This window comes from Fictibacillus nanhaiensis (assembly GCF_023715445.1).
Taxonomy (GTDB): domain Bacteria; phylum Bacillota; class Bacilli; order Bacillales; family Fictibacillaceae; genus Fictibacillus; species Fictibacillus nanhaiensis_D.
Genome location: NZ_JAMBOD010000001.1, coordinates 775,899 through 802,301 on the forward strand (window position 1 = coordinate 775,899; position 26,403 = coordinate 802,301).

The 26,403-nt window shown below is 39.6% G+C and carries 25 protein-coding genes, 1 other RNA gene and 2 other annotated features; of the genes, 2 read left to right on the forward strand and 24 right to left on the reverse strand.

Annotated features, from left to right (window positions below; all coding sequences use genetic code 11):
- Positions 1-25 precede the first annotated feature (25 nt).
- From greA to M3196_RS04190, 17 genes are all read right to left on the reverse strand, one after another.
- Complete coding sequence (gene greA, locus M3196_RS04110) at positions 26-502, reverse strand: transcription elongation factor GreA (RefSeq protein WP_251320962.1); 477 nt, start codon at positions 500-502, stop codon at positions 26-28.
- Between the two features lie 149 nt (positions 503-651).
- Positions 652-1,293 (reverse strand): uridine kinase, encoded by a 642-nt coding sequence (gene udk / locus M3196_RS04115; RefSeq protein ID WP_251320963.1) that lies wholly within the window; start codon positions 1,291-1,293, stop codon positions 652-654.
- 25 nt (positions 1,294-1,318) lie between these two features.
- Complete coding sequence (locus M3196_RS04120; protein ID WP_251320964.1) at positions 1,319-1,963, reverse strand: O-methyltransferase; 645 nt, start codon at positions 1,961-1,963, stop codon at positions 1,319-1,321.
- A 153-nt stretch (positions 1,964-2,116) separates the two neighbouring features.
- Positions 2,117-3,247, reverse strand: a complete 1,131-nt coding sequence (gene mltG, locus M3196_RS04125; RefSeq protein WP_251320965.1) for an endolytic transglycosylase MltG — start codon at positions 3,245-3,247, stop codon at positions 2,117-2,119.
- Positions 3,248-3,363: 116 nt separating this feature from the next.
- A complete protein-coding gene (locus M3196_RS04130) occupies positions 3,364-3,666 on the reverse strand; it encodes a DUF1292 domain-containing protein (RefSeq protein WP_251320966.1) in 303 nt (100 codons plus the stop codon).
- 18 nt (positions 3,667-3,684) lie between these two features.
- Positions 3,685-4,107 carry a Holliday junction resolvase RuvX gene (gene ruvX, locus M3196_RS04135; RefSeq protein WP_251320967.1) on the reverse strand — a complete coding sequence of 141 codons (423 nt, stop codon included), beginning with the start codon at positions 4,105-4,107 and terminating at the stop codon, positions 3,685-3,687.
- Positions 4,107-4,382, reverse strand: coding sequence for an IreB family regulatory phosphoprotein (locus tag M3196_RS04140; RefSeq protein ID WP_251320968.1), 276 nt, complete (start codon positions 4,380-4,382; stop codon positions 4,107-4,109). Before M3196_RS04140 ends, ruvX begins: the two co-directional genes overlap by 1 nt.
- Positions 4,383-4,460: 78 nt before the next feature.
- Positions 4,461-7,097, reverse strand: coding sequence for an alanine--tRNA ligase (gene alaS, locus M3196_RS04145; RefSeq protein WP_251320969.1), 2,637 nt, complete (start codon positions 7,095-7,097; stop codon positions 4,461-4,463).
- Positions 7,098-7,355: 258 nt separating this feature from the next.
- Positions 7,356-7,575, reverse strand: a binding site (T-box leader).
- Between the two features lie 26 nt (positions 7,576-7,601).
- Complete coding sequence (locus tag M3196_RS04150; RefSeq protein ID WP_251320970.1) at positions 7,602-8,684, reverse strand: AI-2E family transporter; 1,083 nt, start codon at positions 8,682-8,684, stop codon at positions 7,602-7,604.
- A gap of 51 nt (positions 8,685-8,735) precedes the next feature.
- Positions 8,736-8,915: a DUF3918 domain-containing protein gene (locus M3196_RS04155; protein WP_251320971.1), complete on the reverse strand. Its 180-nt coding sequence runs from the start codon at positions 8,913-8,915 to the stop codon at positions 8,736-8,738.
- 32 nt (positions 8,916-8,947) lie between these two features.
- Positions 8,948-9,145, reverse strand: a complete 198-nt coding sequence (locus tag M3196_RS04160) for a DUF2797 domain-containing protein (RefSeq protein ID WP_251320972.1) — start codon at positions 9,143-9,145, stop codon at positions 8,948-8,950.
- A gap of 148 nt (positions 9,146-9,293) precedes the next feature.
- A complete protein-coding gene (recD2, locus tag M3196_RS04165) occupies positions 9,294-11,624 on the reverse strand; it encodes an SF1B family DNA helicase RecD2 (RefSeq protein WP_251320973.1) in 2,331 nt (776 codons plus the stop codon).
- A 13-nt stretch (positions 11,625-11,637) separates the two neighbouring features.
- Entirely contained in the window at positions 11,638-12,297 is a 660-nt protein-coding gene (locus M3196_RS04170; RefSeq protein ID WP_251320974.1) for a tetratricopeptide repeat protein, read from the reverse strand.
- A 210-nt stretch (positions 12,298-12,507) separates the two neighbouring features.
- Positions 12,508-13,635: a tRNA 2-thiouridine(34) synthase MnmA gene (mnmA, locus tag M3196_RS04175; protein WP_251320975.1), complete on the reverse strand. Its 1,128-nt coding sequence runs from the start codon at positions 13,633-13,635 to the stop codon at positions 12,508-12,510.
- Positions 13,636-13,675: 40 nt separating this feature from the next.
- Complete coding sequence (locus M3196_RS04180; RefSeq protein ID WP_251321723.1) at positions 13,676-14,815, reverse strand: cysteine desulfurase family protein; 1,140 nt, start codon at positions 14,813-14,815, stop codon at positions 13,676-13,678.
- Between the two features lie 14 nt (positions 14,816-14,829).
- Complete coding sequence (gene cymR / locus M3196_RS04185) at positions 14,830-15,249, reverse strand: cysteine metabolism transcriptional regulator CymR (RefSeq protein WP_130294718.1); 420 nt, start codon at positions 15,247-15,249, stop codon at positions 14,830-14,832.
- Positions 15,182-15,892 carry a YczE/YyaS/YitT family protein gene (locus M3196_RS04190; RefSeq protein ID WP_251320976.1) on the reverse strand — a complete coding sequence of 237 codons (711 nt, stop codon included), beginning with the start codon at positions 15,890-15,892 and terminating at the stop codon, positions 15,182-15,184. The genes cymR and M3196_RS04190 overlap by 68 nt, the downstream gene beginning before the upstream one ends.
- Before the next feature lie 155 nt (positions 15,893-16,047).
- Here M3196_RS04190 and M3196_RS04195 point away from each other — a divergent pair, with 155 nt between their 5' ends.
- Positions 16,048-17,382: an AAA family ATPase gene (locus tag M3196_RS04195; protein WP_251320977.1), complete on the forward strand. Its 1,335-nt coding sequence runs from the start codon at positions 16,048-16,050 to the stop codon at positions 17,380-17,382.
- A 173-nt stretch (positions 17,383-17,555) separates the two neighbouring features.
- Positions 17,556-18,371: an RsfA family transcriptional regulator gene (locus tag M3196_RS04200; protein WP_251320978.1), complete on the forward strand. Its 816-nt coding sequence runs from the start codon at positions 17,556-17,558 to the stop codon at positions 18,369-18,371.
- A gap of 306 nt (positions 18,372-18,677) precedes the next feature.
- On the opposite strand, the gene M3196_RS04205 is transcribed toward M3196_RS04200, so the two are convergent.
- The 7 genes from M3196_RS04205 to M3196_RS04235 form a co-directional block, all read right to left on the reverse strand.
- Positions 18,678-19,445 carry a tRNA threonylcarbamoyladenosine dehydratase gene (locus tag M3196_RS04205; protein ID WP_251320979.1) on the reverse strand — a complete coding sequence of 256 codons (768 nt, stop codon included), beginning with the start codon at positions 19,443-19,445 and terminating at the stop codon, positions 18,678-18,680.
- Between the two features lie 108 nt (positions 19,446-19,553).
- A non-coding RNA gene (gene ssrS / locus M3196_RS04210) (6S RNA) lies at positions 19,554-19,734 on the reverse strand.
- 90 nt (positions 19,735-19,824) lie between these two features.
- Positions 19,825-21,603, reverse strand: a complete 1,779-nt coding sequence (gene aspS / locus M3196_RS04215) for an aspartate--tRNA ligase (RefSeq protein WP_251320980.1) — start codon at positions 21,601-21,603, stop codon at positions 19,825-19,827.
- Positions 21,604-21,617: 14 nt separating this feature from the next.
- Positions 21,618-22,886: a histidine--tRNA ligase gene (gene hisS / locus M3196_RS04220; protein WP_251320981.1), complete on the reverse strand. Its 1,269-nt coding sequence runs from the start codon at positions 22,884-22,886 to the stop codon at positions 21,618-21,620.
- A 77-nt stretch (positions 22,887-22,963) separates the two neighbouring features.
- Positions 22,964-23,194, reverse strand: a binding site (T-box leader).
- A 45-nt stretch (positions 23,195-23,239) separates the two neighbouring features.
- Positions 23,240-23,413, reverse strand: coding sequence for a hypothetical protein (locus M3196_RS04225; RefSeq protein WP_251320982.1), 174 nt, complete (start codon positions 23,411-23,413; stop codon positions 23,240-23,242).
- 66 nt (positions 23,414-23,479) lie between these two features.
- Complete coding sequence (gene dtd, locus M3196_RS04230) at positions 23,480-23,923, reverse strand: D-aminoacyl-tRNA deacylase (RefSeq protein ID WP_251320983.1); 444 nt, start codon at positions 23,921-23,923, stop codon at positions 23,480-23,482.
- 22 nt (positions 23,924-23,945) lie between these two features.
- Complete coding sequence (locus tag M3196_RS04235) at positions 23,946-26,129, reverse strand: RelA/SpoT family protein (protein ID WP_251320984.1); 2,184 nt, start codon at positions 26,127-26,129, stop codon at positions 23,946-23,948.
- Positions 26,130-26,403 lie beyond the last annotated feature (274 nt).

Below are 26,403 nucleotides of genomic sequence, written 5' to 3' on the forward strand. Positions count from 1 at the left end.
TGCAGATGCAAGCCTTCTTTGGAACTTATTTTACTTCTAAAATAACAACACTGATTTCTCCGCCTGGTGTTTGAACAGAAACCTTATCTCCAGGTTTCTTTCCTAATAGGCTTTTTGCCATCGGAGAATCGTTTGATATCTTTCCTTCAAACGGATCGGCTTCTGCACTTCCGACGATTACGTATGTTTCTTCATCACCATCAGGAAGCTCCTGGAACTTTACTGTTTTCCCAATGGAAACGTTATCAGATTGATCTTTATTATCTTCAATAATAACCGAATCACGGATCATTTTTTCTAATTGAACGATACGCGCTTCAACAAAAGCCTGCTCGTCTTTTGCTGCATCATACTCAGAGTTCTCAGAAAGATCTCCGAAACTGCGCGCTACTTTAATTCTTTCTACAACTTCTTTTCTTCGCTCTGTTTTTAAATATTCCAACTCATTTTCAAGCTTTTGCTTACCCTCTTGGGTCATATAGTGTTTTTTCTCGTCTGCCATGTTTTTCACTCCTTCAATAATCAGTACCCTTGTTACGTTATATGTTAATTCCGGCAGGGTATGTATAAAAAAATAGGACAATAGTTGAATGCCAAATCTTTAAAAGCAAAGATTGTCCATGTATACCGAAAAAATGAGGATTTGGTTCCTCATTTTTTCAATAATGCTTTGTCTTCTAAAATGGTTTTAATTTTTGTCACCATTAAATCAATTGCAACACGGTTTTGCCCGCCCTCTGGAATGATAATATCTGCGTACCTTTTTGTCGGTTCAATAAACTGATTGTGCATAGGCCGCACCACAGAAGTATATTGATCGATTACTGATTCTAATGTTCTGCCGCGGTCACGAATATCGCGAACCATTCTTCTGATGATTCGTACGTCAGCATCAGTATCTACGAATAACTTAATATCCATTAAATCACGTAAACGTTCATCTTCGAGGATAAGAATACCTTCCAGTATAATGACATCTTTAGCATCAACTGGGATAATTTTATCACTTCTTGTATGCGCTGTATAGTCGTACACAGGTTTTTCAACAGATTCATATGCTTGAAGTGACATGATGTGCTGGATTAACAATTCATTATCAAAAGCTAGCGGATGATCATAATTTGTTTTTAATCGCTCTTCCATTGATTTTTCAGATTGATCTTTATAATAAGCATCTTGCTCAATGATCAGAATGGACTGATTTGCAAACTGACGATAGATTTCTTTAGCTACCGTTGTTTTTCCTGATCCAGAACCACCTGCAACCCCAATTACGATAGGTTTTTTCACCATTCTTACTCCTCCAAACTGCAGTACCTTAAGACTTTCGCACGCTCACCATCATACCATCTCCAACCGGTAAGATTGAAGAATAATAGTCAGGATGCTGCATGATATACTCATTAAAACTTCTGATTTTTTTCACAAGAGAACGGAGTCTTCTGCTCTCCAGACCTTTTTCCTCAGCAACATATCCTCTAAAGAGAACATTATCTGTAATAATGATGCCATCTTTTGACAGCATAGTGGAATAATGATCAAAAAAGTGTTGATATTGCCCTTTAGCTGCATCTATAAACATAAAGTCATATGGGGCATAGTGTTCTACCTGACTCTGTAATTCATTCGCATCGCCAAGCAATAATGTAATCCTATTAGTTAGATCAAGAACATTTACATTTTCTTTTGCTATATTGTACCGTTCTTCATCTCTTTCAATACTAACAATTTCAGAAGCCTCACTTGCAAGAGCCATCCGTATTGCAGAATATCCAATCGCTGTTCCAACCTCTAGAATACGGGCGGGTTTTTTTAGTCTGACATAGGTCAAAAGCGTTTCCATCCCCGATAATTCCATGATTGGCACATCGTGCTGCTTTGCGTATTGTTCCATTTTTAGAACATGTTCAGAGCGCGCTGGAATTAATTTTTCGATATACTGGTTTACTTCATTTGAGACCAAAGTAACACGCCTCCTTCACATCAACCGGTATATTGTAACATAATCTTTTTATGAAGGCGAGAGTCGAGTGATTTCAGCCTTTTAAGAAAGTTTCATTAAACTAAAGAAACATGATGAAAAAAGGATACTTATAGAAAGTATCCTTAAAAAATATTATTGTTGTTCTTGCCATACTTTCCATTCATCTCTGTATTTTTTATATACAGCATTATGTTCTTGAAGCGTTTTTGTATAAATGACTTCTCCGTTTGGTCTAGCATAAAAGAACAATTCGTCCATCTTTTCTGGCTGTAATGCAGCTTTGATTGATTTTTCACCTGGTGATGCGATTGGTCCTATCGGTATTCCTTTATAACGGTAGGTGTTATACGGAGAATCCACTTCAAGATGCTCATATAATACCTGTACATCAAAATCTTTTCTGGCATATTTGACCGTTGGATCTGAGTCGAGTTTCATGTCTTTTTCCAGTCTGTTATAAAATACACCAGAGATTTTTTGACGGTCTTCATCACGCTGAGATTCTTCTTCAATAAGGGATGCCAGTGTAATCATCTCAAACATAGAATAACCGCTCTTTTTAAAATCTTTTTCATATTTTGCTATGACATCTGATGATTGTTCTACCATCTTATCAATCATTTCTGTGAGTTCAGGCTTCTTTTTATCAAACTCGTAAGTAGCAGGGAAAAGAAATCCTTCAAGCGGGTAATAAAGTCCCTCCTTGTATATATCGTCCGGGATATTTTTATATTTGCTCTGAAGTTCTTTTAAATATGCTTCTTCAGTCATTTTATTAATTATTTCTTCTTTTTTATATCCTGTATTTTCACTGATTAGTCCAGCAATCTGAGGAACATTAAATCCTTCTGGAATGGTTAGAACAAGCTCTGGTTTTTTAAACAGCTTTCCTTCTTTAAGAGCAGCTATGATTTCAGAAAGTTTCATGGATGGGGATAATTCATATATTCCCGCCTGAAAATCTCCTTCTCCTTTAACCCTTGTATAAAGTTTAAAAAACTGGCCGCTATTGATGATTCCTTTTTCTTCTAGCTCCTTTCCGATATGAGCAGTTGAAGAACCAATCGGAATTTCTACAGTAATGTTTTCCTGATTTTTAGAATCAAACGCTCCGATATTTTTATTAAAATAAAAATATAAAATGCCTGCTATTAAGACAATTACAGTAAAAAATAGAGCGATTATGGATAAAATGATGGATTTTGTACGTTTCTTTTTTTTATTTTCGTTTATGTAATTCCCAGATGACTGGAGTTGTAACATCTCATTTCCCCCTTCCAACTGTTTAATTATACTTTTGCTAGCAGAAATTGTCGAGAATAGCAGTAATATGAAATACAAAAAAGAAGATGGACAAATCCATCTTCTTTAAAAATTGATTATTCAGTTTCGTACTCATCATCTTGGAATGTATTTAACATTTCCTCGATCATATCCCACTCTTCATCTGTTTCAAGAGGGAACAATGCCAGATCATCGTCTGCGTCTCCCTTTTCTTCATAACGGAAAGGGAATACTTCGACTTCATCCGTATCATCATCTTCAGAATCATCAGCTACAGGGATTGTCACCATGTAGGATTTTCCCGTTTGGTCAACATCAAATTTGAAAAGGACTTCAAATAAATTTTCGTCACCGTTCTCATCTGGAATAATAATGCGTTCGCGTTCTTCTTTCGCCATAATCGGCTCACCTCAATTTTAATTTTTTTGGCTGTCCATATACCCTTGCAGAATGATCGTTGCAGCAAGTTTATCAATAACTTGTTTACGTTTCTTTCTGCTCACGTCAGCGGATATAAGTGTGCGTTCAGCTGCCATAGTGGTCAGCCTCTCATCCCATAGGATAACCGAAAGGCCTGTAATACTTTCAAGTTCTTTTGCAAAGTTTTGACAAGCCTCCCCGCTGGGGCCAATTGATCCGTTCATGTTTTTTGGCAGACCGACAACAACCTCACCAATCTCATATTGCGAAATCAGCTCTTTAATTCTGTTAAAATCTTCTTCAGGGTGGTTAGGACGCCTTCTGATTGTTTCAACGCCTTGAGCTGTCCAGCCTAACAAATCTGAAACAGCAACACCGATCGTTTTAGTTCCGACGTCCAATCCAAGTATTCTTGTCATTAACGACTTCCTTCTTTTTGATTTTGAAGATATGATTTTACGAGCTCTTCTATAAGCTCGTCCCGCTCAAGCTTACGGATCATACTTCTTGCATCATTGTGGCGAGGTATATATGCTGGGTCACCCGAGAGCAAATAACCAACAATCTGGTTGATCGGATTGTAACCTTTATCCTGCAGGGCGTCATAAACAGAAAACAGGACGGTTTCAACATTCGTTTTATAAGCATCATCTTCGTTAAAGTTAAATTTCATCGTCTTGTCCATAGAACTCACTTGCGAACACCTCTTTCTGAAGATCTCCCTTAAGGGACAAATTAGTTATTTTCTCTATTGTACATGATAGATGATCGCTTAGGAAACCGTTTTAATCAATTCTACTGCAGAATCTATACCTTCTTCTAACTTTTCAGGGTCTTTTCCGCCTGCCTGAGCCATGTCCGGTCGGCCTCCGCCACCCCCGCCGCAGCGAACCGCAACTTCTTTAACTAGCTTACCCGCATGGTATCCTTTTGACACTAAATCTTTCGTAACACCTGCCACAATATTCACTTTGCCTTGATTTTCAGCACCCAAAATAACAATGCCGCTCTGAAGCTTATTCTTTAAATCATCTACAATGGAGCGCAAACCGTTCATATCCATGTCGTTCACTTTTTTAGCAATGACAGAAACGCCGTTAATCATTTGCACATCATCAACGAGACTTCCTGCTTCCATGTTTCCAAGCTTTGCAGCAAGGGACTCTTTTTCTTTTTGAAGCTCACGGATCTGATCGCTCAATGCGTCAATTCGCTGTGGAACATCTTTTATATTTGTTTTTAATTTAGCAGCTGTCTCTTTTAACAGCTGTAGTTGGCCGTTCATTAAACGGTAAGCATTCTCGCCTGTAACAGCCTCGATACGGCGTGTACCTGCTCCAATTCCTGACTCTGAAACAATTTTAAATAAACCTATTTCAGCCGTATTGTTTACGTGGCAGCCCCCGCAAAGCTCTAAACTGTAGTCACCTACTTTTACAACACGGACAGTCTCGCCGTACTTTTCACCGAAAAGAGCCATTGCTCCCATTGCTTTTGCTTCGTTTATGTTCTTGACCATTTTTTCAACAGGAATGTTTGCCCATACCTTTTCGTTTACAATTTCTTCAATTTTCTCAAGTTCTTCAGAAGAAATACTTCCAAAATGTGTAAAGTCAAAGCGCAGGCGTCCTCCTTGAACAAGTGATCCTGCCTGATTTACATGTGTTCCCAAAACATCTTTTAATGCCTGGTGAAGCAAATGTGTAGCCGTATGGTTCTTAACGACTTTTGCACGTGTTTCCGGATCAACTTGTACAGAAACTGCCATATTGTTTTCTAACACACCTTTTTCAACGATAACAGTGTGCAGATTTTGTCCGTTAGGTGCTTTTTGAACATCTTTCACGTGGAGCAATAATCCATTACCTGAAATTGTTCCTTGGTCCGCGATCTGTCCCCCGCTTTCTGCATAAAAGGGTGTTACATCAAGGATGATCTGAGCTTCCTCTCCAGCGCCAGCCATAGAAACACGTTCTCCATTTTGAAGTACTTCCAAAATGGTTGCTTCACCTGTTAAATGATCATAACCAGAGAACTCGCTCTTAACGGTAATATCCGAAAGGACTCCTCCTTGTACCTGCATGCTGTCCACTTCTTGTCTTGCAGCACGTGCACGTTCACGCTGTGCCTTCATTTCGTTTTCAAAACCTTCAAGATCAACTTCCATCCCATTTTCAGCAGCGTATTCTTGTGTTAATTCAAATGGAAAACCAAATGTATCGTATAATTTGAAAGCATCTTTTCCAGAGATAACTGATTTGCCTTCTGCTTTTTCTTTTGCTATTACATCTTCTAAGATAGCAAGGCCATCGTTGATCGTTTCATGAAATCTTTCTTCTTCTGTCTTCACGACTTTTTGGATAAATGGCACTTTTTCTTTTACTTCTGGATAAAAGTCCACCATGATCTCAGCAACAGTCGGAACAAGTTCATACATAAAAGGCTTGTTAATGTTAATCTTTTTCGCGAAACGAATTGCTCTTCTTATCAATCTTCTAAGGATGTAGCCTCTTCCTTCATTCGAAGGAAGCGCACTGTCACCGATCGCAAAACTTACAGTACGTACATGGTCTGCAATTACTTTAAAAGCCGTATCAGTCTCTGTACTTACTCCGTATGAAGTATCTGCAAGCTTTTCAGTTTCCCTAATGATTGGGAGGAATAAATCAGTTTCAAAATTTGTTTTTGTATCTTGAATGACAGAGACCATTCTTTCAAGCCCCATGCCCGTATCAATGTTTTTCTTTGGCAGAGGTGTGTACGTACCATCCGGATTGTGGTTGAACTGAGAAAATACAAGGTTCCATACTTCTAGATAGCGCTCGTTCTCACCGCCTGGATAAAGTTCAGGGTCAGAAGGGTCGTCCCCATAAGATTCTCCACGATCATAGAAAATCTCTGTATTCGGACCGCTTGGACCTTCCCCAATATCCCAGAAGTTACCCTCTAGACGAATGATTCTTTCTTCAGGGAGTCCAACTTGTTTTGTCCAGATGTCAAATGCTTCATCATCTTCTGGATGGATCGTTACAGAAAGTTTTTCTGGATCAAATCCAATCCAGTCTTTGCTGGTTAAAAACTCCCAAGCCCAAAGGATTGCTTCCACTTTAAAATAATCTCCGATCGAGAAGTTACCCAGCATTTCAAAAAAAGTATGATGTCTTGCTGTTATCCCAACGTTCTCAATATCATTTGTGCGGATAGATTTTTGAGCATTTGTTATACGCGGATTCTCCGGAATCACTCGGCCGTCAAAGTATTTTTTTAGGGTTGCCACACCGCTGTTGATCCAAAGCAAAGTTGGATCTTCATGCGGAACAAGTGATGCACTAGGCTCCACGCGGTGGCCTTTTTCTTTGAAAAAATCGAGAAACATTTGTCTGACTTGAGCTGAAGTCAACGTTTTCATTGTTTTCATTCTCCTTTTTACTTTAGGCTTTTTCCGTAAACCATTGGAGTAGTTGATTTCCACTGCAGGATGCTCGCTTTCCGCGGTGCGTACGGTGAGCCTCCTCGGCTTTTTAAGCCTGCGGAGTCTCACCTGTCCCGCTACTCCCGCAGGAGTCTCGCACCATACGCTCCAATCAACTATCACCGAAGTTTTTTACAACAGTCTTTTAGAAATGAGCCTTTTTTAGATAAAATAAAAAACTCCCATCCCTAATAAAACAGGGACGAGAGTTTGAATTCACGCGGTACCACCCTGGTTATATGCAAAATAAAGCATATCACCTTGATTTAAGCCTTAACGCGGCATAACGGCAGATTTTCCTTCTGCTCTCCAGAGGAGCTTTCCGTTTTCCTTCTTCCTGAAACACCTTTCAGCCGGTGGATGTTTCTCTCTTTTGGAAGGTCTAAAACGTACTTATCTCTTTCAACGATTTTTGTTCTTCTAGCGATAGTATACGTTTATTTATTCTGACTTGTCAATCGGATGTCTTAAACGGTGGTCACGAATATGAATAACAATAACTTTTATAACACTAAAAACCGGAACTGCTAAGATCATTCCAGGCACTCCTGCAAGCTCCCCTCCTAGAAGAAGAGAAAAGATGATAAAAACAGGATGGATGTGAAGGTTTTTCCCGACAATAAAAGGTCCAAGTATATTTCCTTCAATAAACTGCAGTACAAGCATGATGGCAATTGTGATCCAAACCATCTTCCAAGAGATTGTTAAAGCAATTAGAATCACAGGGATTGCCCCTAAAATCGGACCAAAATAAGGAATAATATCAGTTATGGCAATCACAATTCCTAAAAGAATCGGGTATGGCATCCCAACTACCCAGAGAGCAATCATAGCCGCAGCCCCAAGTATAGCCCCTACAAATAACTGCCCTCTAATATAGCCACCCAATGATTTATCAATATCTTCAATAAGATGCTTTCCTTCATGACGGAACCTTCGCGGTGTAATATACCAAAATGCTTTTTTTATTTTTTCGAAATCGTTCAGAAAATAAAAAACTAAAAATGGAACTACGATAATGACAAAAAAATAATCAACAATTTTTTTTAAGGAAAATATTGCGTTTGTAAGGGTATTTTGTGCGCTTATTTCCATTTTAACGATATATTGTTCAATTTTAGAATGAACGGAATATGGCAGAGCAGATGTTCCTTTATCGACCTTATACAATAGTTCTTTATAGTCTTTTGCAAGTGCAGGTACATTTTCAAGCAATTCCTTCAATTGAACAACAAAATATGGGAAACCTTTAACAACCGCATAGCCAACGCCTCCGAAGAACAGCAGGTAGATCGTTAAAATCGCCACAAATCTTGGTACCCCTTTTTCATGCACAAACTCTACCAAGGGATGAAGCAGATATGTAATAAGAGCAGCGAGAAAGAAAGGTAAAAAAACACCCTGTAACGCTTTTAACAGTGGATGGTATAAAGGATTCAGCTTCATAAGAAGAAATAAACACAAAAAAAGCAATAAAAGAAGCGCTAGACGGTAGATCCACTTCATTCGATTATCCTTTGTCATCTTTCTCACCCTTTTTTAAAAAACCCCGTCTTAAATAGACGGGGAATACGTTTAATAAATGGCTTTTGCGATTCTTTTTCGGATTCTCTTTGCACGCCTCGATGTCCAAAGGTCACCGATATCCGAAAAATTGATGTTCATTCTGGACATTCTAGACATCCTTCTGTTTCTTATCGCAAATGTTGCCGCTCCAATACCAAGTGCGAAAAGAGAACTCATCGTCCTATTCATGCTTTATCACCTCGACATTAGAGTTATCAAGCTTATGAAGTGCTTTCTCTGTATGTCAGGTCATGATCTTCAAATAAATCGTCGAGTGATGTCAGTGAGCCGTCTTCTTCCACTTGATGAAGGGACAGTCTTCCTTTTTCAATGGAAAGCTCAATAAAACAATTCCAGCAATAATACTGGTTAACTCCGATTTTCCCAATATCTTTACGGCCGCAGTTCGGACATTCCACTTGCTTTCTCTCCTTTAAAATTTACTTTTACAAGGGTGTCCCGAAACGGTAAAAATTATACGCAAATATTGGCTTTGAAGGATGACCTGTTTAGAAAAGAAAAAAGAAATGTCCGATAAGATGACAATCGTTCATCCTCCGAACATTTCTAGTTTGTTTCGTTAAAGAGTGTATCATTCATAAAATCTTTTTCCAATACGGTCTCTTGCAGGCGAAGTTTCAGGCCTGAATATCTTTCTGATTCATCAGAACGCTGAACTGCCCAGGAAAAAGCCTCATGTTCACCGCATAAAATTAAATATTCCTTGCTTCTCGTTATAGCCGTATAAATTAAATTCCGCTTAAGCATCCTGTAATAGCTTTTTACGATTGGAAGGATTACAATGGGATACTCACTGCCCTGAGATTTATGTATGGAACAGCAAAATGCGTGTGTAAAATGATGAAATTCACTTCTCTTATAGGTCACTTCAATTTCATCAAAGCTGATCACGATCTGATCTTCTTTATCCGTATTTTCCTTCGCATAGATGATGGAAACAATCTCACCTATATCACCGTTAAACACATTATCTTCAGGCTGATTTACAAGCTGAAGCACCTTGTCTCCCTTCCTGTAAAAGACATTAGCGATTTGAAGCTGCCGCTGTTTTTGTTTTTCAGGATTAAACAAACGCTGAAGTTCTACATTTAAACGGTCTATGCCAACTGGACCTTTATACATCGGAGCAAGCACTTGTATATCTCTGGAAGTGTACCCTTTTTTAATAGCATTTTCACACACTTGCATAATCGCTTGAAAAACCTGCTCACCTGAACATGAAAAAAACCTTCTGTCACTTTGTGGCGTAAGCAAATCATCCGGTACTAGCCCGTTTTTCATTTCATGAGCGAGACGAATGATGGATGAACCTTCAGACTGCCTGTATATATCCGTTAATCTTGTTTGTGGGATATGCTCTGTTTCAAGAAGATCTTTTAATACCTGACCGGGTCCAACAGACGGAAGCTGATCTTCATCTCCAACAAAAATAATCTGAATATGATCAGGGAGCGCCTTTGAAAGTGAGTATGCAAGCCAAATATCGACCATAGACATCTCATCAACGATTAAAAGTTTTCCTTCAATCGGCTCGTCCTCATTTTTTTCAAAATGTCCAGCACCTCTCCAGCCCAGGAACCTGTGAATCGTATGAGCAGGAATACCTGTTGATTCTGTCATACGTTTAGCCGCACGTCCTGTGGGCGCAACAAGGAGAACAGGAAAGGGTTCTTTCTTACCGCGGTAATCTTCTATGTTCAAGCTTACTCCATGAATCTCACTGTAAAGTTCAACAATACCTTTTATAACAGTTGTTTTTCCGGTCCCCGGTCCCCCAGTCAAAACCATTACAGATGAAGTTAATGCTTTTTTTATGGCTTCTTTTTGACTTTTAGCATATGTAATGTTAAGCCGTTTTTCCAAGTTAGTTAGTTCAGTTTCAATTTGTTCATCAGGTATATCATAGTCGTTCTGCTGGCTTTGTAATAAATGATTAATTTTTTTGGCAAATCCTCTTTCAGCAAAATAAAGAGATGGTAAATATACAACATCTTCTATTAAGATCAGACGCTTCTCCGTTTCCATGTCTTGAATTTCCCTGAAAATACTCATCTCGTCGACTGTGTTTTTACCATCAGCCAAAAGTTTTCTTACCCCTTCTAAAAGTTCTCCAACAGGAAGATAAGAATGTCCAAGATCAGTACCTTGATCTCTTAATAGAAATTGACATGCGGCTTGAATCCGTTCAGGATGGTTAACTTGCATACCATTCCCTTTTGCTATTTCATCTGCCCGATGAAATCCTATTCCAGGTACATCCTCAATCAGCCGGTACGGCTCGTTCTTAACTACAGAAACGGCTTCATCCTGGTAAGTTTGAAAGATTTTCATTGCAAGCTGAGGACCTATTCCATATGGCTGTACAGTCATCATGACTTGATCGAGTCCTCTGTTTTGAAGGAGAGCCTCGTGAAGATTTTTAGCCTGCTCTTCTGTCAGCTTTGGAATCTGGCTAATATACTCGGGAGATTCAAGCAGCTTTGTGATTGCATCGTCACCCATGACTTCCACAATATGCTCTGCAGTTTTTTTGCCAATTCCTTTAAACAGATCACTGGATAAGTATTGGATCATCGCTTCCCTGGACTGCGGAATTTCTTTTTTGAAGAAATCCACTTCATATTGCTTCCCATATTTCGGATGATCTTTAAATTTTCCGTAAAAGACATAAAGTTCATCTTCTCTTAGCGGCGGAAGAATTCCGGTAACCATGACTTCTTTCTCATTATAATTTTCATTTGTCTCTTTCACTCTAACCCTTGCAACCGTATAAAGGCTTTCCGATTGATGATATACAGTGACGATTAATGTTCCTTTTATATACCGGGAAGTTTGAGACGTTTCATCCTCTAAATGAAAGGAAGGCTGCTGTGCCATAAAGCATCCCCTTTTATTGTTTTGTATTCTTATTTTCGATATTTCTCTTTCCATTCCCTGCCAAATAATGATCTGGCTGGATAACTAATGCTTTTTCAAATGCTGCTAATGCCTCGGCGTCGCGGTCAAAGAAGCTAAGCGAAACACCTAAGTTATACCATGCATCAGCATGCTCCTCGTCTTGCTGTGTCACTTTTTCAAATGAATTCAAGGCTGATTTAACATCACCTATTCTTCCTTGGCACAATCCAAACTGAAAGAGCGCTTCATTGTCGTTTTTATTTAATTCCACTGCTCTCATTAAAAAAGGGAATGCAAGTCTGTTTTCCCCTAGTGATACGAACGAAATGCCTGCCATAAAATACGTATCTGAGTCCTGGAGTCCGCCTTTGATCGCCTCTTGAAAAAGCTTGGCCGCTTTCGAAAATTGTTCAAGATGATAACAGGCTATTCCAGCGCCATACAATGCTGCTGCGGCATTCTCATCAAGAGTCAGTGCTTTATCGAAAAAATGGATCGCTGTTTCATGCTCATGTACGGCAGAAAGGAGATTTCCAAAATTAATATAATGAACGGGATTTTGAGGATCACTCTCTATCATTGCTTCAAGACTCTTAGCTGCTTCCTCAAACTTCCCTTTTTTTAAATATTCAAGACCTTTTGAAGGTTCCATCGTTATACCCCCATCCTTATTTCCTACCAAAGTATATCAAATAAGGGTGAAAATCGCACAACGTTTCTGTCCTGTTCATTGGATTGCGCTCATAAATCTTGCCGGGCGATCATAAATCAGATCATTTCCTTTTCAAAACTCTTCAATTCACAAAAAAAACTGGCTCTTACAAGGTTATCTAACCTTGAAAGCCAGTTTTTTGTTCTTTCCTTACAAATATGTGATCGCTTCATCGTTTTTATAGACAGTATCAATGGTTGCTCCGCCTAAACATACATCACCATCGTAAAATACAACAGCTTGTCCCGGTGTAATCGCTCTTTGCGGTTCATCAAACACAACCTGAAGTGTTACTTCATCCATCACGCGAACCGTTACTACCATGTCAGGCTGGCGGTATCTGAACTTCGCTGTACATTTAAATTCAGAAGGAACAGGTTTGTCTGAAACAAAACTTGGTTTTACTGCCTTCAAGCTGTCGGAATATAGCTTTTCATTATGGAAACCTTGTTCAACGTACAGCACATTGTCTTTTAAATTCTTTCCGACAACAAACCATGGATCTCCGCTTCCGCCGATTCCTAACCCGTGGCGCTGACCGATCGTGTGATACATCAATCCGTCATGCTTTCCTTTAACTTCTCCGTCCAGTGTTTGCATCTCGCCTGGTTTTGCAGGCAAGTATTGGCTTAAGAACTCTTTAAAGTCTTTTTCACCAATAAAACAAATACCAGTGGAGTCTTTTTTCTTTGCGGTTGCAAGACCTGCTTCCTCAGCAATTTTTCGAATCTCCGGTTTCTTTAATTCACCGATTGGGAACATGACTCTTTTGAGCTGCTCTTGGGAAAGCTGGTTCAGAAAATAAGTTTGATCCTTATTTTCATCTACTCCGCGAAGCATTTTTACTTCTCCATCTATTTCAGCCACTCGTGCATAGTGACCTGTTGCTACATAATCTGCACCCAAATTCATGGCATGCTCAAGAAAAGCTTTGAACTTGATCTCCTTGTTGCACATCACATCAGGATTAGGTGTTCTTCCTGCTTTATATTCTTCCAAAAAGTACGTGAATACTTTATCCCAGTATTCTTTTTCAAAATTCACCGCGTAATATGGAATACCGATCTGGTTGCAGACCGCAATCACATCGTTGTAATCTTCTGTTGCTGTGCAGACGCCATTTTCATCGGTATCATCCCAGTTTTTCATAAAGATCCCGATTACGTCATAACCTTGCTCTTTTAGTAAAAGTGCGGCAACTGAAGAGTCCACACCGCCGCTCATTCCAATGACTACTCGTGTATCTTGAGGTGCCTTTTTGTTTGATTCAGTTTGCATGCTGTCCACCTCTTTTCTTTCATATGACAAACATTGTAACTTATTTTGATAAACGTTTCACGATTTTTGCTGTCTCAATAGCAGCATACCCAATATTTTCCAGATTATTGCCAAGACCAAAGCTGAATCGAACGGACGATTTTGTCCGCTCATCTTCTCCGAACATTGCCGTCAATACATGTGAGGGCTCCAGAGATCCAGCCGTACAAGCAGACCCGCTCGAAGCGGCAATTCCTGCTAGGTCGAGATTTACTAAGAGCACTTCAGTTTTTACTCCAGGAAAACTGACATTTAGAATATGAGGCAAAAAGAATTCATCACTGCCATTCTCTAAATATTCTATGCTTTCTTCATCCCATATTTTTTTCATCGTTTCCCGATATTTCATATATTGAGCGAAACGTTCCTCACGCTCTTTGTTTGCAATTGCCGCGGCCTTATTCAAAGCTGCGATGCCTGCTACATTCTCTGTACCTGCCCGTCTTTTTCGTTCTTGTTCCCCGCCGAAGCCTTGAGGAAGAAAAGGAACTCCTTCTTTTACATATAGAAAGCCTGTCCCTTTTGGACTGTTAATCTTATGCCCGGATGCGCTCAACAAATCGATGTTTAGATCTTCAGCATCTATCGAAATTAATCCATATGCTTGTACAGCATCAGTATGAAATAATATATCTTTCTCTTTTAATAAGCTTCCGATCTCTTTAATATCTTGTGTTGTCCCTGTTTCGTTGTTGCAGTACATAATAGAGACGAGAATCGTATCTTCTCTCAGTGACTGCTTTAATTCGTCAAGGGAGATACGGCCGTATTCATCAACCGCTAGATAAGTCACTTCAAACCCTCTTTTTTCAAGCTCATGAAAGGTATGAAGAACGGCGTGATGCTCCACTTTTGTTGTAATGACATGTTTGCCTTTTTCCATTAGAGAGGAGACTGTGCCCAGAATGGCCAGGTTATCACTTTCTGTACCTCCGCTTGTAAAGATAATTTCATTTCGGGAAGCACCAATAGAAGCGGCAATAGCTGTGCGGGCATCGTCGAGCACCTTGCGTGCACGTCTGCCGTATTGATGAATGCTAGAAGGATTTCCAAAATGTTCCTTTAAATAGGGGATCATCTCTTCGATCACTTCAGGATGGACAGGTGATGTTGCAGCGTGATCCAAATAAACGTTTTTCATCATCAGATTCCTTCCTATATATAAAACATATAGGCGTCCTGCGCGCCTTCGTCTTCATAGTTTGCTAAATCTTCTAAAGTTGTTGAGTCAAGAACATCTTTTACAGCATCACGAATTTTTATCCACAGATTTCGTTTCGCCGGCTCCTCATCATCCATAACTTCAACTGGTGAGATGGGTCCTTCAAGAACACGAATAATATCGCCAGCTGTAATTGTTGATGCCTCTTTAGCTAAAATATAACCTCCGTAAGCACCTCTTATACTTTTAACCAAACCTGCATTTCTTAGTGGTGCTATAAGCTGTTCCAGGTAATGTTCTGATAAACTGTGCTCTTTTGCAATCAGTTTTAATGCGATCGGACCTTCACCCGATCTCTTTGCTAATGCCATCATGATGGTTAATCCGTATCGGCCCTTTGTTGATATTTTCAAATTGTTCACTCCGTTCTAAAACAAACTTTACTGATCTTTGGCAAAAAGGCAGTGTTTTTCCAACTATTCCGCCAATCATAATACAAAACAAAATCGTTCCAAAAGAAATAGGTCCCTGAAGAACCCAGCCAAAAAAGAGAACAAAAAGCTCCATGTAAAGCCTGATTCTTGAAACTTTTAATCCGGACTTTTCTGTTAAAGCCAGCATTAAACTGTCTCTTGGTCCTGCCCCGCAATCCGAGGAAATATATAGACCGATTCCAAACCCTAAAATTAGTATTCCGATAAGAAGGTAAATCCATTTTCCAGCAATAGTCACTGGGTCTTGGAAAAAAGGCAGCCATAAATAGAAGTCAATAAACAGTCCAACACACACCATATTCAGAAAAGCACCTGACTGCGGAAACTTCTTTGTTAATAATGATGTTGCTAAAATCACGAAAAAGCCCATAATGATCGACCATGTTCCAATCGTTAATCCGAACTGTGAAAAGAGGCCGATGTGAAGTACATCCCAAGGAGCACTTCCCATTTCAGCTTTTATCATAAGAGCAATTCCGAAGGCCATGATAAACAAGCCCACAAAAAAAACAGACCACTGAAACAAAAATTTGCTCACCCGTGATTGCTTTTGGTCTCTCATCCTGCAAAATCCTTCCTATAGAAGCTTGTAAAAGCAACCTTATCAATAAATCTAAAGCTTATTATAGCACGAAATAGTTTAACCTTGCATGAAGGACTGATGTATAGTATTGTCATATGACAATTAAGAACAAGTGTACGGAAGGATGAACAGAAATGGACTTGTTTTCCTATAAAGAAGAAAACTCTGACTCATTAAAAAGACCTCTTGCCAACCGAATGCGTCCGCGAAACATACAAGAGTTTATCGGGCAGGAACACATCGCAGGAGAAGGAAAGCTGCTAAGAAGAGCGATTGAAGCTGACCAGCTAACACCCATGATATTTTTTGGGCCCCCAGGTACCGGGAAGACAACCTTAGCCAGGATCATCGCAAACTCTACATCTGCCTGGTTTGACCAATTAAACGCAGTAACATCCGGTGTAGCTGATTTAAAAGCTATTATGGGCTCTGCAAAAGAAAGGTTATTATTAGAAGATAAAAAAACGGTATTATTTATTGATGAGATCCATCGGTTTAACAAAAACCAGCAAGATGCACTTTTGCCTTATGTTGAAGATGGTACTGTAATATTGATCGGTGCAACGACCGAAAGTCCGATGTTCGAGATCAACCCTGCCCTTTTATCACGATCTAGGCTGTTCCGTTTTGAACCTTTAACGGATAATCATATCGCTAAAATTATTGAACAAGCTTTACAAGATAAAGAGAGAGGCTATGGTAAACACCCAGTCCAAATGGAAAAAGGAGCAAAGGACCATATCGTTTCAATTGCCAATGGAGATGCACGAACTGCACTGAATGCCGTAGAACTTGCTGTACTTACAACAAAGCCGGATAAAAACGGGGATATCCATATCACACTTGAGATTGCGGAAGAATCTATTCAGCAAAGAGTCCTACAATATGATAAAAAAGGAGACAATCATTATGATACCGTCTCTGCATTTATAAAAAGCATCCGTGGATCAGATCCTGATGCAGCTCTATATTGGCTGGCGAAAATGATATATGCAGGGGAAGACCCGCGTTTTATTGCACGGCGTTTAATGGTTCATGCCGCAGAAGATGTTGGCCTCGCTGATCCTAACGCTTTGCTCGTTGCACAGGCTGCCAGCTATGCTGCTGATTTTATCGGAATGCCTGAAGCAAGAATTCCGCTTGCAGAAGCAACACTCTACTTAGCCACCGCTCCCAAAAGCAATAAAGTGATTTTAGGAATTGATAAAGCCCTGGATGCTGTAAAAAAAGAAAAAACAGGTCTCGTGCCGATTCATCTGCGCGATGCACATTATAAAGGCGCTAAGGAACTAAAACATGGAGTTGATTATAAATATCCGCATAATTTTGAAGACGCCTATGTTCCGCAGGAATATTTGCCGCAGCATTTGATTGGAAAATCATTTTATGAGCCAACAGAACGCGGATATGAAAAAAATATTAAAAGAAGATTGGATTATTTCAACGAAAGAAAGAAAAAAGGTGAGTAAATCTATCATTCTTTTAACTTCATTTATTGTCCAGCACTAATCTAAACGGTTCTTTTTAGCTTTTAACTTTATCAAACTAGCAAAATTTTTGTTCCTGAGTGTATAGGATTTTCTCTCTTTGGTAAACATGAAAATATAAAATGATATTTTTAATAGCTAAGGAGAGGATTTACGTGTCAAAAATCAGACAGGACGCCTGGTCAGAAGAAGACGATCTGCTTTTGGCAGAAACAGTACTGCGCCATGTCCGTGAAGGAAGTACACAGCTTCATGCCTTTGAAGAGGTTGGAGATAAATTAGAACGGACGAGTGCCGCTGTGGGTTTTCGATGGAATGCAATCGTAAGAAAAAAATACGAGCAAGCTTTAAAGATTGCTAAAAAGCAAAGAAAAGAACGTCAGCGGGCTCAAGCAAAATCTCAACAGCAGCCGCAGTCTAAACCTGTATCGAAGCCTGCTGTTCAGCCCGTTCAAACGCCACAAATGCATGATGATGAAACCTATCATCCTGAGGAATTCTTTAAAACTCCTTATACGTATGATAGAGGAGCGCCATCTTCAAATGCATACGATAAACAGCCTGCTCCTGCTCCTGCTCCTGCTCCTGCTCCAATAAACAATATTCCTGCAGCAGCTGTCAATTCTACTTATCAGCAGCCTCAAGCTAGTAAACATGAAGAACTTACACTGGATGACGTAATAGACTTCCTTACCGGATTAAAAAGAAACGGAATGTCCAGCGGTAAGCTTGTTCAGGAAAATATGGAGCTCCGCCTGCAGATGAACGAAATGCTTCAGCAGAATAAGGTTATGAAAGAACAGCTTGCTGTCCTTGAAAAAGAATATCAAACCGTTCAAGAAGATTATCAAGCTCTTATTCAGATCATGGATCGTGCGAGAAAGATGGTTCTGTTCCAGGATGAGGATACCAACCCTAATCAAAGCTTCCGAATGGATAAGAACGGGAACTTAGAGAAGCTGGCAAAGTAATGAAAGGTTAAACTCAAAAGAAATAAATCTTTTGGGTCTAGCCCTTTTTTTTGCGTTTTACGGTACATGTTCTTTCATTTATTACACGTTCGCTCAGTGCCATCGGGTTTTCGCCCCATCGAGTACCCGTTTCGCTCCAACTACTTGAAGTTTCGCCCAATGACCACTTATTTTTGCTCCGTGAAGTTTTTTCTAGCTTAAAATCCAAGTAAAAATGAGTGCAGATATACAAAATTCCATAAAAAAAGAAAAGCTAACACCAATAAGGGATATTTTTTGCCCTTTTGTGTCAGCTTCTTTCTTCATTTAACGAATTCTTTCAACTTTAATGTTGTTTTTCTCAATAATTTTATTAATTACATATCCAGCCATATATAATCCTGATACAGATGGCACGAACGCATTAGAAGATGGCGGCATTTTCGCTTTTCGAATACCAGGTGCATTCTCAGGAACAATTTCCTGACGGATTTCTTCGCGGATTTGTATAGGTTTTTCATCTGAAAATACGACCGGAATTCCTTTTGTAATTCCTTCTTTTCTTAAACGCTGTCTGATTACCTTTGCGATTGGGTCGTAGCTAGTCTTAGAGATATCAGCAATTTGGAGCCTTGTTGGATCCAGTTTATTGGCTACACCCATGCTTGAGATGATCGGAATCTTACGGTTAAGACATTCCTTCATTAAATGGATTTTATAAGAGATCGTATCAGAAGCATCAACTACAAAATCAAGGCCATATTCAAAAATTTGTTCATACGTTTCTTCTGTATAGAACATCTTTAATGCGATAACCTCGCATTCAGGATTAATTAAGGCAATTCTTTCTTTCATCAGGTCAACTTTTGGCTGGCCTACCGTTGTAACAAGAGCATGTATTTGACGATTGACATTCGTGATGTCCACATCGTCTTTATCTATAAGAATTAAACGTCCAACACCTGATCTTGCAAGAGCTTCTGCTGAAAAAGAACCTACTCCTCCGATGCCCAGTACAGCTACAGTTGTATTTTTCAGAACGTTTATCCCATCTTTTCCGATTGCCAGTTCATTTCTTGAGAATTGATATAGCATAGAGATCTCCTTTCAAGTGCATATGAATAAAGAAAATGCATCTTTATCAGCATATCCACTTTTCAAAACAAAATCAATATGGTTACTTGGTTTAAATGCACAAAAAAAATGAGCCCCAAAAATGCCGTCTTCCCTTAGTTTTGAACCTGCTCTCGCAGGTGGGTGTCCTGTTCCCCATTTTGTCCGTCCCCTATCTTTCAGGGCATGGACGCTGTGAGAAAACACAAACTCCCTAATACTTAATGTTGGCTCAAAACTTTCGGGTTGTTAACGGTCACCATAGGACCCATCGTTTAACTAAATACTATCACACAGTTCCTCCAAATACAAGACAAAATGTGTCTTTGTAATAAACAATTCTTATTTTTCTAAATTTTCATTATTTTGTCTCTTGCTTTACTTTTAAAGCAAGGTGCAGCTCATCCAACTGCTTTTCATTAACAGGTGAAGGTGCATTTGTCAGCAGACATGATGCTGATGCTGTCTTAGGGAAAGCAATTGTATCTCTTAAATTAGTTCTGCCTGCTAATAGCATTACCATTCGGTCTAATCCAAGCGCTATTCCGCCGTGTGGAGGTGTTCCATATTCGAATGCATCCAGAAGGAAACCAAACTCCTTGCGGGCGCCTTCTTCACTAAATCCTAATGTCTTAAACATTTTTTCCTGGACATCACGTTCGTAAATACGCTGCGATCCTCCGCCTAACTCATATCCATTAAGAACTAAGTCATATGCCTGAGCTCTTACTTCAGATGGATTTGAGTCCATTAAGTGAAGGTCTTCTGTTTTTGGCATTGTAAACGGATGATGCAAGGCTACGAAACGGTCTGCCTCTTCATCATACTCAACAAGAGGGAAATCTACGATCCATAGGAAGTTAAACTTTGATTGATCGATCAAATCCAGGTCTTTACCCAGCTTTTGACGAAGTGCACCAAGGCTGTCAGCCACTACTGTTGGTTTGTCTGCCACAAAAAGGAGTAAATCTCCTTCTTCAGCATTCAATACTTTTGAAAGAGCAGCGGCATCTTCTTCATTAAAGAACTTAGAGATCGGACCTTTTAAGCCGTCTGCTTCAACCTTCATCCATGCAAGACCCTTTGCTCCATATCGTGCTGTAAATTCAGTGAGGCCATCGATATCTTTTCTGGAATAGTTGGCAGCTTTTCCTTTTACGTTTATCGCTTTTACTTCTCCGCCGTTTTCAACTGCTGCAGCAAACACTTTAAAACCAGTTTGTTTAACCACATCCGAAACATTGATTAGCTCAAGGCCAAAACGAGTATCAGGCTTATCAGAACCGTAGCGGTCCATTGCTTCTTTATAAGTCATTCTTGGGAATGGCTTTGGAACCTCTATTCCTTTTACTTTGCTCACTAATCCAGTCATCATCTCTTCCATCATTGAGAGAAGAGCTTCCTGACCCATGAATGATGTTTCAATATCGACCTGGGTAAATTCAGGCTGACGGTCAGCTCGCAGATCCTCATCTCTAAAACAGCGGACGATTTGATAATATTTTTCAAATCCTGATACCATTAACAGCTGTTTAAATAATTGAGGTGATTGCGGGAGTGCATAAAACTCACCTGGATGTACACGGCTCGGAACAAGATAGTCACGCGCGCCTTCAGGAGTACTTTTCGTGAGCATCGGTGTTTCCATTTCCATAAACTCTTCTGTTTCCAAGAAGTTTCGAATATAGCGGGTAACTTCATGTCTCATCTTCAATGTTTCCTGCATGATCGGACGGCGAAGATCTAAATAACGGTATTTTAAACGAATATCTTCCGTAATTTCAATATCTTCACTAATGGAAAAGGGAGGTGTCTTTGCACTGTTTAAGATTTTGATTTCTTCCCCTGAAATTTCAATCTTGCCTGTATTCATTGCCGGATTAACCGTACTCTGATCTCTTTCTATAACCGTTCCTGTAATAGTTAGTACATACTCGCTTCTCACTTTTTCAGCTGTTTCCAGAGCTGTTGCTGAAACTTCAGGTGAAAATACGATTTGTACGATTCCTGAACGATCTCTAAGGTCGATAAAGATAAGCCCGCCAAGATCACGTCTTTTTTGTACCCAGCCTGTTATTGTTACTTTTTCACCGATATATTGTTCGGTAATTTTCCCGCATTGATGTGTGCGATATTCCATAAGATGTCTCCTCCTTATTGTCCTTGCTTAATAAAAGAACTCAATTCCTCTATGCGTACTTCTGTTTGTTCACCGGATTGCATGTTCTTCACATTGATTATTCCTTTTGAAAGCTCTTCTTCTCCTAAGATAGCAACAAATTTAGCTTTTAAGCGGTCAGCTGCTTTAAATTGCGCTTTCATCTTTTTATCCAGGTAATCTTTGTCACTTTTAATGCCGGATTGGCGAAGCTGACTTAGTATGGAAACAGACTTTTTCTTTGCTTCATCACCAAGTGCCACAACATAGCAATCCAGATCTTCTTCTGTTTCAAGTGTTACTCCTTCAGCTTCCAGTGCCAATAAAAGGCGCTCCAGACTCATTGCAAAACCAATACTTGGTGTAGCAGGACCGCCAAGATCTTCAACAAGTCCATTGTATCTGCCTCCGCCGCTAAGCGTCGTGATTGCACCAAAACCTTCAGCCTCACTCATAATTTCAAATGCAGTGTGATTATAATAATCCAGGCCTCTTACTAAAGTCGGATCAATTACATATTCAATGTTCATCGCTTCTAAGCTTGCTTTAACTTCCTCAAAGTATGATTTGGAATCTTCATTTAAGTGTTCAAGAATAGAAGGAGCGTTCTTCATAAGCTCGTGATCACGGTCTTTCTTACAATCCAAGATCCGAAGCGGATTTTTTATTAAACGATTTTGACAATCAGAACAAAACTCTTCAATCCTAGGTTCAAAATGAGCGATCAGCGCTTCCTTATGAGACTTTCGGCTTTGAGCATCTCCTAATGTATTAAGAACAAGGCGCAGTTTTTTTAATCCCAGCTCTTTATAGACAGTCATAGCTAGAGAGATAACCTCTGCATCAATCGCCGGATCAGCTGAGCCCATCGCCTCAATTCCGAATTGGACGAACTGGCGGTAGCGCCCTGCCTGAGGTCTTTCATAGCGGAACATAGGCTGAATGTAATAAAGCTTTACAGGCTGGCCAGGAAGTCCGAACATCTTATTTTCAACATAAGAACGTGTTACAGGTGCAGTTCCTTCTGGACGGAGTGTCAAACTTCTGTCTCCTCTGTCCGTGAAAGTGTACATTTCTTTTTGAACGATATCCGTTGAATCTCCTACTCCTCTTTGAAACAGATCAGTATGTTCAAAGATAGGAGTCCGGATTTCTTTATAATTGAATTTTGCAGATACCTCTTTTACTTTTTCCTCAATAATCTGCCACTTTTCCACTTCTCCTGGGAGAATATCTTTCGTTCCCCTTGGAATATTAATACTCATTTCGCTTCATCCTCCCGAATGTCTATTATTCATAAAATAAATAAAAAACTCCCGTCTCTCATGAAATTAATAATTTCATAAGGGACGGGAGTTCCCGCGGTGCCACCCTGCTTCGAAGCATTAATAAGCTTCCTTCATTTATGCAAGTAACGATTGCCCACGTGTAACTCTACTGAGGTTTAAAAACCGTTCGAATTAAAACCTGTGAAGTGTCTTTCACTTTATCATCAGGGAGAAATGCTTCCAGCCAAGGCATTTCCTCTCTAACCCTGTGGGGTAAAGATACTTTTCTTCGTCATCGGTTTTTTCATTTTGGAATTGTAGATTATCATACTTTTCTACGGGGTATTGTGTCAATAGTTTTCTCGTTTTATTTTTTTCTTTAATTGATTAACCTGATACAAATCCAGTCCAAACTCTTCAGCAAGCTCAATGTCGTTAGCAGATTTTTCTAAAGCAAGAAAATCATGAAAGCTTAAATGTTTCCATTGCGGAATACCTTCAATGCCTTTACGGTTCTGTCTCATAAAAAAACTCCTCCGCCTTTTTTGGTTAGTCTGTCCATCAAGGCGAAGGTTTCATTCATTCGTTTTTTAAACTCTTGAATCTAAAATTAATGTTACGGGACCATCGTTCGTAAATGACACATCCATCATTGCACCAAAAACCCCAGTCTGGACATTGATACCAAGAGCTTTCAGTCTATCGTTAAAATAATTATACATCTTGTTTGCATGATCCGGCTTAGCAGCTTCCATAAAGTTCGGTCTTCTGCCCTTTTTTGTATCTCCAAATAACGTAAACTGTGAGATAGAAAGAATACTCCCTTCCGTATCTTTTAAAGATAAATTCATTTTTCCATTTTCATCTTCAAAAATTCGCAAGTTAACAATTTTTTCAGCTAAATAGTCAGCGTCTTTTTCTGTATCCTCATGCGTGACACCAACTAAAAGCATCAGTCCTCTGTCTATTTGACCTTTAATTTCTGAATCTACAGAGACAGCTGCATTCTTTGCACGCTGCAATACTACTTTCATAAAAAGTCACTTCCCTTAAAGCTTATTGCATGATACGCCGTACGGCATATATATCTGGGATACGTTTAATACGTTCAACAACTTTTTGCAGATGACTTACGTTGTGGATGGAAATTGACATACTGATTGTTGCCATCTTATTTCTATCGGACTTGCCGCTTACAGCTGTGATATTTGTTTTCGTTTCTGCAACTGCATGCAGAACTTCATTAAGCAGTCCGCGTCTGTCAAACCCATTAATTTCAATATCGACATTATAGTTCTTCGGCTGTTCCAGGTTACCTTCCCACTCCACAGGAAGCAATCGTACTTGTGCATCTTCATTATGCACATTCACGCAATCTTCACGATGAACCGAAACACCACGGCCTTTTGTAATATATCCTACAATGTCATCACCAGGAACAGGGTTGCAGCACTTCGACAGACGGATAAGCATGTTATCGATGCCTTTTACAACAATTCCTGAGTCAGTGCGGCGTTTTGCTGGCGGTTTTTCAGCTGAATCCCTTATTGCATCCAGCAGTTCAGAATTATCTGGATCCTGCTCTTTTTTACGGCGGACTTTATCAGTTAAGCGCGTGGCAATCTGTGCTGCAGTAATACCGTTATAGCCGACTGCTGCATACATATCTTCCTCGCCTGCAAAGTTATATTTTTGAGCGACATATTGCAGATTTTCACTTGTGAAAATATCTTTTAGATCATAACCGCGATTCTTGATTTCTTTTTCAACAAGCTCTTTTCCTTTAGCTACGTTTTCTTCTCTTCGTTCCCTTTTGAACCATTGGCGGATCTTGTTCTTCGCATGAGAACTCTGGGTGATCTTAAGCCAATCCTGACTCGGCCCATAAGAATGTTTACTCGTTAGAATTTCAACAATATCCCCAGTTTTCAGACGGTAATCAAGTGTAACCATCTTGCCGTTCACTTTTGCGCCAATACATCTGTTTCCGATTTCGGTATGAATCCGATAAGCGAAGTCAATCGGAACAGAACCAGATGGCAGCTCATAAACATCACCTTTTGGAGTGAAAACAAAGACCATATCAGAAAAGAGATCTACCTTTAACGATTCCATGAATTCTTCGGCGTCAACAACATCATTTTGCCATTCTAAAATTTCACGGAACCAAGTAAGTTTATTTTCAAACGAACTTACTGGTGCTTTTGCTGCACCTTCTTTATAAGCCCAGTGAGCAGCAATCCCGTACTCCGCTACACGGTGCATATCTGCTGTACGAATTTGAACCTCAAGGGGATCTCCTTTTGGTCCGATAACTGTCGTGTGCAAAGATTGATACATGTTTGCTTTAGGCATGGCAATATAGTCTTTAAAACGGCCTGGCATCGGCTTATAGCACGTATGAATAATACCAAGAGCCGCATAGCAGTCTTTAATGTTCTGAACGATAATACGCACAGCCAGCAGGTCGTAGATTTCATTAAACTGCTTGCCTTGCTTTGCCATTTTCCGATAGATGCTGTATATATGCTTTGGACGTCCAGAAATATCTACGGTAATCTGAACTTCTTTCAGCTTGCTTTTCATCTCATCCATTACTTGCTGAACATATTCTTCACGTTCAGCACGTTTTTGCTGCATCAAGTTTACAATACGGTAATATTGCTGCGGATTCAGGTATCTCAAAGAAACATCTTCAAGCTCCCACTTAATCGTCGAAATACCTAAACGATGAGCAAGCGGTGCGAAAATTTCCAATGTTTCGTTTGCTTTTTGTATTTGTTTTTCTTTAGGCATATGTTTTAGCGTACGCATGTTGTGAAGCCTGTCAGCGAGCTTGATGAGGATACAGCGGATATCCTGTGCCATCGCAACAAACATTTTCCGGTGGTTTTCTGCCTGCTGCTCTTCTTTTGACTTAAACTTAATCTTTTTAAGTTTTGTTACGCCGTCAACCAGCATCGCTACTTCTTCGTTGAATTGATTAGATATGTCCTTTAGTGTAATGGACGTATCTTCAACGACATCATGAAGAAACCCTGCAGCTACAGTTACAGGATCCATCTGCAGGTTCACCAGAATGCCTGCTACCTCAACAGGGTGGTGGATATACGGCTCCCCGGATTTACGGAATTGTCCTTCGTGCGCACTTTTTGCATATTCATAAGCCTTTGTTATAAAAGCGATATCGTCTTTAGGCAGATAGCTTTCCGCTTTTTGCAACACTTGCTCAATCGTCATGGAATCACCTTACGTTGTCATTGTATATTGCTTCTATTATCGTTAAATTGAACCCTCATGTAAAGCGAAAAACGAAATTTGTCGAATGAATGGGTAATATTTGTGACAGGAATGTTAATAAACGTTGTCTGTGGACAAGACTTATCTGTCAGCCTTAGTTGAATTTATACTTTATCCCCAAATTTTTAACTTCGTCGCTTACGCGTCAGTTAAAAAGTGATACTTTATAAAAGTATAAAAAAGAGCACTAGCTGAGTGCTCTTTTATCTTCAAT

Coding starts and splice junctions, on each gene's coding strand:
- greA (WP_251320962.1), bottom strand. CDS start 502: ATGGCAGACGAGAAAAAACACTATATGACCCAAGAGGGTAAGCAAAAG.
- udk (WP_251320963.1), bottom strand. CDS start 1,293: ATGGTGAAAAAACCTATCGTAATTGGGGTTGCAGGTGGTTCTGGATCA.
- mltG (WP_251320965.1), bottom strand. CDS start 3,247: ATGTTACAACTCCAGTCATCTGGGAATTACATAAACGAAAATAAAAAA.
- M3196_RS04130 (WP_251320966.1), bottom strand. CDS start 3,666: ATGGCGAAAGAAGAACGCGAACGCATTATTATTCCAGATGAGAACGGT.
- ruvX (WP_251320967.1), bottom strand. CDS start 4,107: ATGACAAGAATACTTGGATTGGACGTCGGAACTAAAACGATCGGTGTT.
- alaS (WP_251320969.1), bottom strand. CDS start 7,097: ATGAAAACGTTGACTTCAGCTCAAGTCAGACAAATGTTTCTCGATTTT.
- M3196_RS04150 (WP_251320970.1), bottom strand. CDS start 8,684: ATGACAAAGGATAATCGAATGAAGTGGATCTACCGTCTAGCGCTTCTT.
- M3196_RS04155 (WP_251320971.1), bottom strand. CDS start 8,915: ATGAATAGGACGATGAGTTCTCTTTTCGCACTTGGTATTGGAGCGGCA.
- recD2 (WP_251320973.1), bottom strand. CDS start 11,624: ATGGCACAGCAGCCTTCCTTTCATTTAGAGGATGAAACGTCTCAAACT.
- M3196_RS04170 (WP_251320974.1), bottom strand. CDS start 12,297: ATGGAACCTTCAAAAGGTCTTGAATATTTAAAAAAAGGGAAGTTTGAG.
- mnmA (WP_251320975.1), bottom strand. CDS start 13,635: ATGCAAACTGAATCAAACAAAAAGGCACCTCAAGATACACGAGTAGTC.
- M3196_RS04180 (WP_251321723.1), bottom strand. CDS start 14,815: ATGAAAAACGTTTATTTGGATCACGCTGCAACATCACCTGTCCATCCT.
- M3196_RS04190 (WP_251320976.1), bottom strand. CDS start 15,892: ATGAGAGACCAAAAGCAATCACGGGTGAGCAAATTTTTGTTTCAGTGG.
- M3196_RS04195 (WP_251320977.1), top strand. CDS start 16,048: ATGGACTTGTTTTCCTATAAAGAAGAAAACTCTGACTCATTAAAAAGA.
- M3196_RS04205 (WP_251320979.1), bottom strand. CDS start 19,445: ATGCTATATCAATTCTCAAGAAATGAACTGGCAATCGGAAAAGATGGG.
- aspS (WP_251320980.1), bottom strand. CDS start 21,603: ATGGAATATCGCACACATCAATGCGGGAAAATTACCGAACAATATATC.
- hisS (WP_251320981.1), bottom strand. CDS start 22,886: ATGAGTATTAATATTCCAAGGGGAACGAAAGATATTCTCCCAGGAGAA.
- M3196_RS04225 (WP_251320982.1), bottom strand. CDS start 23,413: ATGAGACAGAACCGTAAAGGCATTGAAGGTATTCCGCAATGGAAACAT.
- dtd (WP_251320983.1), bottom strand. CDS start 23,923: ATGAAAGTAGTATTGCAGCGTGCAAAGAATGCAGCTGTCTCTGTAGAT.
- M3196_RS04235 (WP_251320984.1), bottom strand. CDS start 26,129: ATGACGATTGAGCAAGTGTTGCAAAAAGCGGAAAGCTATCTGCCTAAA.